Origin of the sequence: Pectobacterium sp. S5, assembly GCF_051707265.1 — a bacterium.
GTDB classification, from domain to species: Bacteria; Pseudomonadota; Gammaproteobacteria; order Enterobacterales; family Enterobacteriaceae; genus Pectobacterium; species Pectobacterium polare.
Genome location: NZ_JAULSZ010000002.1, coordinates 554,931 through 568,946 on the forward strand (window position 1 = coordinate 554,931; position 14,016 = coordinate 568,946).

Annotated in this window: 9 protein-coding genes and 1 pseudogene; all 10 read right to left on the reverse strand. The window is 41.8% G+C overall.

Annotation, left to right across the window (positions count from 1 at the left end; translation table 11 throughout):
- Nucleotides 1-343 precede the first annotated feature (343 nt).
- A complete protein-coding gene (locus tag QWJ20_RS12110; protein WP_433992631.1) occupies nucleotides 344-1,411 on the reverse strand; it encodes a class I SAM-dependent methyltransferase in 1,068 nt (355 codons plus the stop codon).
- Nucleotides 1,412-1,505: 94 nt separating this feature from the next.
- Nucleotides 1,506-2,609: a DegT/DnrJ/EryC1/StrS family aminotransferase gene (locus QWJ20_RS12115; protein ID WP_433992632.1), complete on the reverse strand. Its 1,104-nt coding sequence runs from the start codon at nucleotides 2,607-2,609 to the stop codon at nucleotides 1,506-1,508.
- Between the two features lie 22 nt (nucleotides 2,610-2,631).
- Nucleotides 2,632-6,135 carry a glycosyltransferase family 2 protein gene (locus QWJ20_RS12120; RefSeq protein ID WP_433992633.1) on the reverse strand — a complete coding sequence of 1,168 codons (3,504 nt, stop codon included), beginning with the start codon at nucleotides 6,133-6,135 and terminating at the stop codon, nucleotides 2,632-2,634.
- A gap of 144 nt (nucleotides 6,136-6,279) precedes the next feature.
- A complete protein-coding gene (locus tag QWJ20_RS12125) occupies nucleotides 6,280-9,963 on the reverse strand; it encodes a glycosyltransferase (RefSeq protein WP_433992634.1) in 3,684 nt (1,227 codons plus the stop codon).
- Nucleotides 9,964-10,351: 388 nt separating this feature from the next.
- Entirely contained in the window at nucleotides 10,352-11,242 is an 891-nt protein-coding gene (locus QWJ20_RS12130; RefSeq protein WP_040035978.1) for a flagellin, read from the reverse strand.
- Nucleotides 11,191-11,364: a hypothetical protein gene (locus tag QWJ20_RS12135; RefSeq protein WP_433992635.1), complete on the reverse strand. Its 174-nt coding sequence runs from the start codon at nucleotides 11,362-11,364 to the stop codon at nucleotides 11,191-11,193. The genes QWJ20_RS12130 and QWJ20_RS12135 overlap by 52 nt, the downstream gene beginning before the upstream one ends.
- 198 nt (nucleotides 11,365-11,562) lie before the next feature.
- Entirely contained in the window at nucleotides 11,563-12,348 is a 786-nt protein-coding gene (locus QWJ20_RS12140; RefSeq protein ID WP_433992667.1) for a flagellin, read from the reverse strand.
- Between the two features lie 7 nt (nucleotides 12,349-12,355).
- Nucleotides 12,356-12,583: pseudogene (locus QWJ20_RS12145) on the reverse strand (flagellin FliC); the annotation flags it as partial.
- A gap of 199 nt (nucleotides 12,584-12,782) precedes the next feature.
- Nucleotides 12,783-13,661, reverse strand: coding sequence for a flagellin (locus QWJ20_RS12150; RefSeq protein WP_433992636.1), 879 nt, complete (start codon nucleotides 13,659-13,661; stop codon nucleotides 12,783-12,785).
- Nucleotides 13,610-13,948 carry a hypothetical protein gene (locus QWJ20_RS12155; RefSeq protein WP_433992637.1) on the reverse strand — a complete coding sequence of 113 codons (339 nt, stop codon included), beginning with the start codon at nucleotides 13,946-13,948 and terminating at the stop codon, nucleotides 13,610-13,612. The genes QWJ20_RS12150 and QWJ20_RS12155 overlap by 52 nt, the downstream gene beginning before the upstream one ends.
- Nucleotides 13,949-14,016 lie beyond the last annotated feature (68 nt).

Consider the following 14,016-nt stretch of genomic DNA (forward strand, 5'->3'; position numbering starts at 1 on the left):
ACCGTCGTATCAAAAACATCCTTTATCTCTACTTAAAAATGGATAAATTTCGGTAATACACCTAATTAGACCAGCAAGCTATTACTATAGACTCAGATCTTGCAAGGACTAATGTACGTATTTTCGGTCCATTGTAGTCGCAGCACGACTCATTCTGCATTGAGTGCTTTGACTTTCGATAATAGTTTGACGAAAAAATATATTACTTCTGGCAATAACTCATCCGAATCGAGTTATAAAACGGCGAAGTATTTTTCTATCAATGGCTATGATTTATATTATTTACTGTATGCAATCACGTATCCAATTAATAATTTACCCATAGAAAATATTATTAAAATCACTATCGGATTTTAATATATAATGTATCTCCTTCGATAAAATGATGTGCCACTCGAGGATTATTTACTAACTCATCGCCAACTTTTTTCGGCCCCTCGCCAAATGCCCAGTCATAATCATCAATAAGCACCCATCCACCGCTCTTAACAAGAGGAAACCAATTATCAACATCTTTTTTAGCTTCCTCATACTTATGATTTCCGTCTATATGCAGGAGCGATATGTTTCCATCTATTTTTATACATCCAAAGTCATTATTACAAATTTTACCACTCTTTGTCGATGCCAGATATTCTGAGACTGCGGCCTCAGAAACAGCTCGAATATAGGTTAAATTTTTCTGTCCAGAGTTATATGTAAGAAAACCAGAGAAAACACTATCCCAGTTAACCTGATCGCGAGACTCATTGACAAGAAGTACTTTATCATCGTTGCCTTGATCACCACTGAGCTCACCTTCCCAAGGGTCTACACATATAACATTACCAATTTCATATTGTTGAGCTAACCAGGATAAAGCAAACCCAGATCGACCTAAAAAGGAACCTATTTCAACGACATCCCCTTTTGGGGTATCCGTAAATATCGAACATAGAGCTCTGAGTTTAACATTATCGCTTTGCCCTGGGATATCGTTATATTTTACATATAAATTTGCATATTCATTTTCTTTCAATGCTGTAATAGAATTACCCTGATTATTCTTAGATATTTCCGCCTTTGTTTCCTTAGCCCATAAGCATGCCTCTTTTACATTATTAAAAACAGAATCTAACGGAGGTAAATCACAAACCGAATAATCGTATGATATTGTTTCTTTTAATTTATTCAAATAATGCCAGACTACATGGTGTGGCGAATAAACATAGTTAATATTATTATTGCGTAGCATATCTTCGAACTCAGACGGAAAAGATTCATCCGTAATGTAAGGAAGATACTGAGTGTTACTATCTATTTTATTTTCTGAGGATGCATGTACGATGTTACCACCAATTGAGCTAGCAAAATTGGAGAACACCTTAGACTCAGGCATATTACTAGGAAAAACTAAAAAATTTAAAGCCATATTTACTCTCCAAATAAAATCAGCCAATGTAAATATTATTTAAAACCAGAATTTTATCTTACTAAAAATAGCAAAAGATGCTTAATATAACTAATTAAGAAATTATACACCCAACTATTTTCAATATATTTTCTTCAGACAAATCAGGATAAATAGGAAGACATAATACATTATCAGCAACATATACTGCATTAGGTAATAAACTTTCTTCAGCTGAGTCTAAACCTCTGTACATAGGGAATGAACTAATTAATGGATAAAAATAACGTCGCGCGAAAACATCCTTCGTCTTTAAATACTCATACAACTCGTCTCTTTTTTTAGGAAAAGATTCAGACAAAAATATAGGAAAATAAGAATAATTCCAAGTTACATCACTCGGAATACTTGTTATCCTAATCCCTGATACGTCTTTTAAAAGCTCAGCGTATAAGTCATAAATTTCTTTCCTTTTTTTCAACGCGACATCTATATGTGCAATTTGTAGCAACCCATATGCAGCCTGTACCTCATTCATCTTACCGTTGATGCCTGGTGCAACAACAGTGACCTCATCAGCAAAACCAAAGTTTTTAAGATAATCGATGCGTTTTTTGGTCTTTTTATCAGAGCATATAATAGCGCCACCCTCGATAGTACTGAAAACTTTCGTCGCATGAAAACTAAGAATAGATAGGTCACCATGATTTAGAATACTATAGTCATCTTTTTTTACGCCAAATGCATGGGCAGCATCATAGATAACCTTCAGTCCGTAGTTATCCGCAATCGTCTGGATACGTTCAATATCGCAAGGAATACCATAACAATGCACCGGCATAATAGCTGAGGTATTAGAAGTAATGGCTTGTTCAATTTTATCAGGATCAAGATTGCACGTCAGAGGATCAATATCTACAAATACGGGTTTTAACCCATTCCACAAAAGCGAGTGTGAGGTAGCAACAAAAGAGTAAGGAGTAGTAATAACCTCACCAGTAATGCGCAACGTCTGCAATGCAGTCAATAGTGCCAACGTGCCATTTGAAAAAAGACTGATGTACTTAACTCCCAAGTATTTTGCCAGTTCTTCTTCAAGCTGTTCGTGTAGAGGTCCACCATTCGTTAATCTTTTGTTCTCCCATATTTTTTCCAAATAAGGAATAAACTCCTCAAGCGGGGGAAGTAGTGGACTGGTAACATATATTTCATTTTTCATAAACAGCCCTTAATATAATAAATCATCGTGGAAGCCAAACTTTCTTTATAATTCCCAGATTTTTTTGATTAAGCATCCAGTTTTCTTGAACTTCGCTTTTCAACACAGCGCCAACCGTTCTGGCCGAATCAACATCATGGATATATTGATTCATTGCAGCTGACCAGTCCTTGTATCTGTTTTTCACAAGATTAGCGGAAAGCCTGCCTTTGTAGCATAAAATATCACTGCATATAACCGGTATTCCACATATACCAAGCTCTAATAAACGAATATTGCTGCGGGTTCGATTAGTATTATTATCAGCCAACGGCGCTATTGCAAAATCAAGATTGAGAGAGGCTAACTGTTGGGGATAATGCGTAAAACCGTGATAGCGGTGATATTCATGAATAAAGGGCTTCAGTTTAGGAGGATAAGCCCCCAAAAACACCCACGTAACGTGGTGAGAAAAATCACGGATGACGTTGGAAACCAGTTCAATATCTTCATCACGCAGATCCTGCGTTATACACCCAACTCGAGGCTTATCGCTTACCCTTCCCGTAAGAGCAAGATCATTCCAGAAATGAGGTAAATATGTAGGTAAAAACTGAATATCGTGATGCACTCTACCATATTGCTCAGCTAATGCTTCAGACCCAACAATCACCCTATCAAAAGAAGCCAAGTTCTCTTTTATTTTATTCAAGTGTTCTTTTTTATTTTTACTATCATCGAGTTTACTTGATTCATAGTGGTTCATATCATAAATAGAAAAACAATCTTTCATCGACTTGAAATTAATTATATCTCCACTTTGAACATGATTCTGAGTGATAATAACGTCAGGCTTTATTTGCAAAAATTCAGATATAACGAGGGAATCTGAAACCACAGCCCCTTCAACCATTCCGTTGTATCTCATTTTATAAAAAGGCTCGTCTAACCGATATATCTCCATCGGATTACAACCGCCAGAATACATCATTACGCGAGGCGGTCGTTGAGGCTCTAGCGATAGCTCGCGCGGCCTGATATATTTTTCTATTCTATAAGCCTTAGTTAATGACAAATTCTTATTATAAGCAGGATCATTAGCAATGACATCTCCCCACTTATGATAGATAATACTCTCTTGTTCTGAGCAAGTTTCGTTCTTCCTATCATTTTTTCCCGGAGATAAATCAGTCGCAACAATAGAATAAGGGGTCCAAACAGAAAGATAACCTGCGTCACGAATTTTTAGACTTAAATCGATATCAGCAAGATATTGCTCAGTCAGTAACTCGTCTACTCCACCGACATCTTGATAAACCGAGCGCCTTACTAGTAAACATAATGAGGGGAGCGCGCTATAATTTTGTTCTATTGCTAAACGATGCATATAACCCGAAGCTGAATAGTGGCTTCCAACAAAAGGACTTTCAGCTACACCATTGAGCCCAAGAATCATTCCTGCTGAATAAACTTTCTCATTAAGATTAATGACTTTACTGCCAACACATCCTACGTCATCACGAAGGCAATGATTGGCTAAATTTTCTAGCCATTCATCATGCGCAGGAAAAACCGCAACATCAAGCAAGAGTAAATACTCACCCGATGCTTGACTAGCTGCGATATTATTGAGTCTTGAGCGGCTTTCCTGATGTGGAAATAGAATGACTTTTATTCTTTTAGGATCAATTTTACTGACTTCTTCTAGCCAATAACGATTCTCTTCAACCTCAGCATAGCAACTTAGAATCAAAATTTCATAATTAGTATATTTAGATTTTTCCAACAATCCCATAACACAGCGTTGCAATATATTGACATCACCGCTATCGATGATAAGAATACTAACTTTAGGTAGATCTTTGGTATGACCATAAACAATCCGACATCCACCTGAGGAATTGTGTAAAATCAAGCTATTCACATAGCCTTTTGTACTTAAATAGTTACTAATCAACTGTTCTGCTTTACTACTATCTAGCTCTTTTTTTGATTCACTGATTAACAAAGGCTCAGAAAAATGGCCGACACTTCCATTCCCTTTTTCTGTAATCACCTTCATCAGAATATCGAAATCAAAAAAATCAGGAGAAATGCCATTATAATAGCTCGTGTCTCTAAATATGCTTTGATGGAAGAAGCAACCAACAAAAAATGCGCTAGGGAAACCAATGAAATAATCAATACTAAAATCAGGTAAAAAGGCTGGTCCTAATTCACCGCTATCATTAATAAATATTTTGTCAGAGTAAATCGCGCTATATTCACTCACTTTATTTAAGTAACATATAGCAGAAAAAATTCCATCTGCGATAAATGTAACGCCAGCCCTCACATACTGGAGCCAGTTAAAACGCTGCTCCATTGATATATTTTTTATAGTAGTGCTTAGCTTTGTTGTTTCGCATAATGAGGTCCAAGACTCAAAATCTTTAGGAAGCGTATATTCTCCATCGGTAAAAACGATACAGTTTAATTTCGAATACATCTCCTTAACGGGAAATAAAGACTCTAATGTAGTTAAAATATCACGCCAAGATTTCGATTGATCATAGATGCAAATATAAATAGCTTGAGGTGATACCAATTCACTAATACTTCTGGAAATAAGGGAAATTCGTTCAGGGGAAAGCTCCCGCCGTTTAACCCATTCCATTATATTTTCTTTATGATTTTTATTATAACAATCTTGTGCTTTATCTTGTGTCATTTCCAGAAAATTGAAAAACTGCTGATTGGATACACTTTCCAATCCTTCATAAAACTCTTTATATTTATAAAGATTTTCCTTTACTCGTTCCAATTCACTCGGGGAATCGTTCCAGGCAACATCAGCATCACCCGCATCTTTAGAGGTATTCTCCGTGATGGCATATTTCTCATACCCTGAAGCAACCCTGGCAACCACGGGACAGCCGCATAACCCAGCTAAAGCGCAGGTACCAGATGCTTCATAAGTATACATAATGCGCCCACGCTTAAGAACTTTAGCAAGTTCATTCAGCGATAGTGGCTGCTCCATCGATAAAATTTTTATATTCTCAGGCAACGTTGAAAAATCGACACAACTGCGTGGCACCCGGTTTAAATACAACAGGTCAAGATCTTTCTCTTTAACATCATCGCAAAACACTGACAAATCATAAGTTGATATCGTTAATAAATTGGCATTAGCTTCATTTTCAGCAAATTCTTGTCGATAAAAGAAAAAGAGATCGTCCTCATCAGCATTAATATTGTTGCCATTCAGAACCCCCTCTTTGTTCAGCATATACCGGACGCAAACAGGTGCTTCCAGAGGGTTACCTGACTCTATTTCAGGGTAAACCGCGATGAATACTTCCCCAGACTCTTTATACTCGTTAAATTTCCCAGATGTTAATTGTGGCGTATTCCATTCTGGGTTAGTTGCTGGAGAAATAACGTATGCTTCGCCACCATTTTGGTTAATAAGATGGCAAAGGCGATGCACCACCTGAATCCCAAGAGAGGCTTCAATATAACCAGGAACAGTAATTACATAAGGATATTTAAATTTTTTATTCATCGTTTATCCTGAAACTCAAACGCCCATATACGCCGTTTACAAAAAATCTATCGCCATTATCTAAAAGAGAGAATGCTACCGCCCTTGGCTCTTCAGCAACCAATGCGCTATCACGTCCTCATGTTGTGTTACTACGTTATCTCGCTATTTTGGCAACCAGGCCTGTAACCAATCCGTCAAGCCATCGCCTTCCAGCATCCAATCTTTATACACGGCATCTCTCAGTTGATCGCCCACTCTTGCTGTCGCATCCATATCAGAGATATGCATACGTATTGCATCCATCCAGTCTTTGAAACGATTATCAACCCGTGTTACGGGCAAACCACAGCGATAAGGCTCGATATCAGTACAAATTACAGGCACCCCACAAGCCCCTAGCTCCATGAGTCGCAGATTACTTTTGCATTCATTGAACAGATTATGTTCTAGCGGTACTAATGCCAAATCGAGATTCAGACTCGCTGTTTTTTGTGGGTAATATTCTATAGGGACGCCTGCATGAAATTCACATTTCACACCTTCAGGTTTCATCCCCATGAAAACCCACTCAACTTCATCTTCAAGCGCTTTCACCACCGAGCGGAGAATAGCCAAATCACCTTTATGGCTACTCCCGCCAGCCCAACCCACCCGAGGTTTACGCCCTTGCTGACGCAGGCTCGTTAACCCTTTCCACCAGGATGCAGGTAGCCGGTTATAAGCAACACGAATATCTGAGTGATAATCTGAATAGGCTTCAGCCAGTGCTGGCGTAGAAACCACAACCCAATCAACAGATTCCAGCGAACGACGGAAATTTTTAATTAGCTGTTGTGAGAATGCTCTTCTATTACCACTGTTGATAGGGATATTAAGAATATAGTCATCAAATTCCGCAACAATAGATGAACGCGTATATTTGCGATACTGTGCCACCATCTCCGGCGTCTGGGCTCCAGCGGCGGATTGAACAATCACAACATCAGGTTCCATATCAACCGCATCGACCAGTTTTGGTACACCATGTTTCAGTCCCCCTTCTATATGCATCTCTCTCTCTAGAGCCTGAAAAGGGAAAATAACACGATAATGACCACATCCATGCCAATCACTGTGACTCCCAATAACCACTGGCAGAGGTCGCCCTGGTAATGCACGTTGGCATCTTGCCATTTCTGGCGTGAGAGAAAACCCTGGAGCATGCTTACCGTAAGCTGGGTGATAACAGGGATCGTTAGCGAGTTGCGGCAACCAGCGATCATAAAGTGAGTCAATATCTGACTTTTGTGGTAAAGGTGGTAACTTGAAGTGCTGTTGCAATAAGCGCGATGCACCACCTAAATGCATCACTTGAGCATCTGGCGTCCACACAACCAAATAGCCCTGTTGTCGAGCTTTAAGCGCAAGATCAATATCGCCAAAATAGGTGGGATATTGCTGCTCATCAAATCCACCAAGCTCAACATAAACGTCACGCCGCATCATCATGCAAGCCGCACTAACCGCACTGACATTATGGGTCATACGGAGACGACTCATATAGCCTTTTGATTCTGCTCCCATCCCCTGAAACGCAATCGCGGCGCTATCATTCATACCTAATACAATACCGCCATGCTGAATGCGTCCATCATCAAACACCAGTTTAGCCCCAACGATACCAACCTCAGGACGTAGTGCATGATTTAATAAAGCATCCAGCCAATCCCCATTGGTAATTTCGGTATCATTATTAAGGAAAAGCAGGACATCGCCTTTCGCTTTTTGAGCAGCAAAATTATTAATGGCGGAAAAATTAAATGGATGTGGCCACGACAGAACCTGAACCTGAGCTAACTCCATTGCAGCAAGTTGTCTCAAATATTGGCAGGCACCCGCCTCTTCTGACTGATTATCTACAATTAATAATTCATAGTTGAGGTATTGCGTACGCTCCATCAGTGTTTCGATACATCGACTGATGACAGGCAGATGATCACGCGTAGGAATAATAATGGAAACAAGCGGCTTACTTGTATGTTGATACTGAATACGGCATATTCCGTCATTGTTGCGTACTGAAACAACCGCTTCAACATGGCAACGAGCAAGATGCCGTTGAATAATATCAGGATAATGCTGTGTCACACCGTCGCTGTTCAACCAATCGAACAATGAGTCTGTGGTATAAACTAGCACTTCGGGAATATGGCCAATTGCCTGCGGCCCTTCTTGTTCTATCAGTTGCCAAATAACATCATGCAGTTCAAGAGATTCACCTATCGAAGGAATAATACCTTGCTGGCGCAAAGTTGATACATCCACAGCCAGATTACGGCCTATGTAGGGGAAACTGCGCAACATATCAATATTACATTCTGGCTTAAGCATTGGGTTTTCTGCTTTACCTTCTTTCAGGATCGCTTCGTCAAAATAGAAGGCTTTCGCAGAAGGAAAACGCAGGCGGTGCTCAGCTAATAATAACGATGCATGCGGAAGTAAACGTTCCCCAGCACGTAAAACAAACAGATAGGATGCTGATGTTTGAACCAGAATGGCATTTAGTTGGCTCTCCTCAGCACAATCGGATGATAACCATGTGACCGTACCGGGAGCACCAGCACAAGCGAAATTATTCGAGGTCAATACATAGACCTCTTTGGCCAAATAAAATTGTTCATGGATGCTAGCCAATGAAGCATTGATGGCATTTTTATCGTTAGATTGCGCCAGTACCACAATACTTATATTACCAACATCTGGATAGGCTTGGATAAACGCTTGTAATAAATCACGACGAGCAGGACTAATCAACCGCTCGCTCAACCACTTATCAACAGAATAAAAAGGCTTCGTTTTATCCTGCAACGTTAAGTTATGAAGAGCAAGCCTTTGCAGTTCCTGATCGGTTATTTTTTTAAGCGTCGGCTCTGGCAAGCTGTCAATCAGTGATGGTAACGTATTTGATAACCGCCAGGATTTATTATAATAATCTGAACGCTTCTGGGTATATTTAGCCGCTTGCTCATAACCCTTATAAATGCTCTCTGCTACTTCCTCGGAAGAAAGAGCCTTCCCTGCCGTTTCATTCCGAAATACATTGCCCTCAACCAATTCATCGGTAATGTATCCAATGAAAAAATTGTCTTGATACAAATAGGCTGGCTTTCCTGCACACAACGCATATTGTGCAATAACCCCACTAGCAACAATAGCATCAAAATCCGTAACGGCATTATTATGAACCCATTGTTCTCGGTTCATGATTTCACAAATTATCGAAAACTTCTCCAATTCACTTATCAATGCCTTGAGCATCGGTGTTGTTTCTTCCACGACAATAAGTATCTTTTTTAGACTATTGTTATTTGCCAGTGAAGTGTGATTAAAATATAAATCAGGAGCAGAAGGAGGGAACACAGATATCAACGAGCTAGTTATCCCGCTCTCATTCAAAAAATCGGCTAATCGAGGCAATGTGACTAACGCTCGATCGCACAAGCGGTTTTCAAGCAAAATATCAGCTGATGCGGACTCTCGACTATCCAAGGACTGGTGGTCGAATATCATATTCGTTGTGACACCACCATTCAGGAACCGGTCTAATATACTTGTACTTAATGAAAAATATTGAATCCAGAATAGATCATAATTTTCATTGAAAACATGATCAGTATCAGCAGTGGCAAAAATGTCTTTACCTGGAAATTTCTTCTCTATCAGATTTTTTATGCGCACATCATACTGATGGCAATAGACATCCACACTCCAACCGTTATCGATGAATCCATCGATCAGGTCCAAAATGGCCAGTGTTTCATCTCTGTAGTCGATAAGTTGAAGTGTGCTGATAAAGACGCGTGGCATAGAAAGGAGCCTTGTAGACAAAACGGATGTATAAATACTTCCATTCTAAAGAGAGAAAATCAAACTAAACGATAAATAAACCAATCAATTACCATGCTATTTAAAGCATTAAAATCAAAACTATCGTTCTTCTCCTAACAAAATGTACTAAGGTCTATTATTTATTGTTCACTTGGTTCTATTGTATGATAAACAACCACTTATAGGCATTTTTTGAAACTATAAATAAGCAAAAAGTTGTTCGAAAGATACAGAATGGAAAAAATTAAGATAGAAGGATCATGGCGATGTTGTTAAAAACAGGCTTAAGATGACATTGAAATACAAACGATTGATATATTTAACCCGGCGCATGGCCGGGTTAAAATTCATACCATATTGCTTACGATTAACGCAACAGAGACAGAACAGTCTGAGGAACCTGGTTCGCCTGAGACAGGACTGATGTACCAGCCTGTTGCAGAATGTTCGCCTTGGTCATATTCGACACTTCCACCGCATAATCCGCATCCTGAATTCGGCCACGGGCGTTGGACAGGTTGTTGATGGTGTTGTTCACGTTGGTGATCGTGGATTCGAAACGGTTCTGGATCGCACCCAGATTACTACGTGCGGTATCTACTGCTTTCAGTGCGGTATCTACAGCATTGACAATCTGCTGTGCCAGACCACCAGAACCACCGATAGCACCAGAACCACTTGCAGCACCGGTACCGCCGCTGATTGCATCTACTGCAGTAGAAACACCAGAAGACAGGCCAGAAGTCGTTGAGGCATTAACCAGCGCGCCAGAATCGATAGTGATAACTTCGTTAGCACCGGTGTTTGCACCAACCTGAATGTTGATACCGCCACTTGCTGTACCGTCCAGCAAGTTCGTGCCGTTGAAAGAGGCTGATTTAGCAACACGGTCGATTTCGTCCAGACGTTGCTTCATTTCAGTGTAGATTGAAGTACGGTCAGTACTGCCGTTAGTGTCACTTGCAGCCTGAACTGCCAACTCACGAACACGCTGCAAGTTGTTGTTGATTTCGTTCAGGTTACCTTCCGCAGTTTGCGTCAGGGAGATACCGTCGTTCGCGTTACGCGCAGCCTGAGTCAGGCCTTTAACCTGTGCAGTCATACGGTTGGCAATCGCCTGACCAGCAGCATCGTCTTTTGCACTATTGATACGCAGACCAGAAGACAGACGCTCAATAGCGGTGCCCAGAGAAGATTGTGATTTGTTCAGGTTGTTCTGGGTAACCAGAGACATGATGTTAGTATTAATCGATGCCATGATAAGCGTTCCTTAATCAGACCAGAAGACAGACGCTCAATAGCGGTGCCCAGAGAAGATTGTGATTTGTTCAGGTTGTTCTGGGTAACCAGAGACATGATGTTAGTATTAATCGATGCCATGATAAGCGTTCCTTAATCAATGAGATGTTAAGTGTCGGGTTCAGCTTATTGGCTCATCCCCGTCCTTACTAATTATCGGAACCTTTTTTAAAATCTTTAATTTTTTGTCTGTGCGTGTTTTTTATTCAAAGTTATCTGGTTCAGAAAGAAAAAACCCAGCACAAGGCTGGGTTTAACATCAAGCTGTGTTGCTTACGATTAACGCAGCAGAGACAGAACGGTCTGAGGAACCTGGTTCGCCTGAGACAGGACTGATGTACCGGCCTGTTGCAGAATGTTCGCCTTGGTCATGTTCGACACTTCCACCGCATAATCCGCGTCCTGAATTCGGCCACGGGCGTTGGACAGGTTGTTGATGGTGTTGTTCACGTTGGTGATCGTGGATTCGAAACGGTTCTGGATCGCACCCAGGTTACTACGTGCGGTATCTACCGCTTTCAATGCAGTATCAACGGCATCAACAATTTTTTGAGCCAAGCCATCATCGCCACCAATGCCGCTTACCGCACCACTTGCAGTTGTTCCGCTAATTGCGGCAACAGCGCTAGATACGCCAGATGACAGACCGCCAGAAGTTTTAGCATTAACCAGCGCGCCAGAGTCGATGGTGATAACTTCGTTAGCACCGGTGTTTGCACCAACCTGAATGTTGATACCGCCGCTTGCCGTGCCGTCCAGCAGGTTCGTGCCGTTGAAAGACGCTGAACCAGCAACACGGTCGATTTCGTCCAGACGTTGCTTCATTTCAGTGTAGATTGAACCACGGTCAGTCTGGCCGTTGGTGTCACTTGCTGCCTGAACCGCCAACTCACGAACACGCTGCAAGTTGTTGTTGATTTCATTCAGGTTACCTTCCGCAGTTTGCGTCAGGGAGATACCGTCGTTCGCGTTACGCGCAGCCTGAGTCAGGCCTTTAACCTGTGCAGTCATACGGTTGGCAATCGCCTGACCAGCAGCATCGTCTTTTGCACTATTGATACGCAGACCAGANAGTTTGCGTCAGGGAGATACCGTCGTTCGCGTTACGCGCAGCCTGAGTCAGGCCTTTAACCTGTGCAGTCATACGGTTGGCAATCGCCTGACCAGCAGCATCGTCTTTTGCACTATTGATACGCAGACCAGAAGACAGACGCTCAATAGCGGTGCCCAGAGAAGATTGTGATTTGTTCAGGTTGTTCTGGGTAACCAGAGACATGATGTTAGTATTAATCGATGCCATGATAAGCGTTCCTTAATCAATGAGATGTTAAGTGTCGGGTTCAGCTCATTGGCTCATCCCCGTCCTTACTAATTATCGGAACCTTTTTTAAAATCTTTAATTTTTTGTCTGTGCGTGTTTTTTATTCAAAGTTATCTGGTTCAGAAAGAAAAAAACCCAGCACAAGGCTGGGTTTAACATCAAACTGTGTTGCTTACGATTAACGCAGCAGAGACAGAACGGTCTGAGGAACCTGGTTCGCCTGAGACAGGACTGATGTACCAGCCTGTTGCAGAATGTTCGCCTTGGTCATGTTCGACACTTCTACCGCATAATCCGCATCCTGAATTCGGCCACGGGCGTTAGACAGGTTGTTGATGGTGTTGTTCACGTTGGTGATCGTGGATTCGAAACGGTTCTGGATCGCACCCAGGTTACTACGCGCGGTATCTACTGCTTTCAGTGCGGTATCAACGGCATCAACGATATTCTGTGCCAGACCACCTGAACCACCTATAGCACCTGTCCCACCACTAATTGCAGTTACAGCGGTCGATACACCAGAAGCCAAGCCTGCACCAGACGTCGTTGTCGCGTTAACCAGCGCACCAGAGTCGATAGTGATAACTTCGTTAGCACCAGTGTTTGCACCAACCTGAATGTTGATACCGCCACTTGCCGTGCCATCCAGCAGGTTCGTGCCGTTGAACGATGCCGCGCCAGCAACACGGTCGATTTCGTCCAGACGTTGCTTCATTTCAGTGTAGATTGAAGTACGGTCAGTACTGCCGTTAGTGTCACTTGCAGCCTGCACCGCCAGCTCACGAACACGCTGTAAGTTGTTGTTGATTTCGTTCAGGTTACCTTCCGCGGTTTGCGTCAGGGAGATACCGTCGTTCGCGTTACGCGCAGCCTGAGTCAGGCCTTTAACCTGTGCAGTCATACGGTTGGCAATCGCCTGACCAGCAGCATCGTCTTTTGCACTATTGATACGCAGACCAGAAGACAGACGCTCAATAGCGGTGCCCAGAGAAGATTGTGATTTGTTCAGGTTGTTCTGGGTAACCAGAGACATGATGTTAGTATTAATCGATGCCATGATAAGCGTTCCTTAATCAATGAGATGTTAAGTGTCGGGTNGTTCAGGTTACCTTCCGCAGTTTGCGTCAGGGAGATACCGTCGTTCGCGTTACGCGCAGCCTGAGTCAGGCCTTTAACCTGTGCAGTCATACGGTTGGCAATCGCCTGACCAGCAGCATCGTCTTTTGCACTATTGATACGCAGACCAGAAGACAGACGCTCAATAGCGGTGCCCAGAGAAGATTGTGATTTGTTCAGGTTGTTCTGGGTGACCAGAGACATGATGTTAGTATTAATCGATGCCATGATAGCGTTCCTTAATCAATAAGATGTAAGTTTCGGGTTAGACCCACGGGGTCATCCCCGTTGTGTTT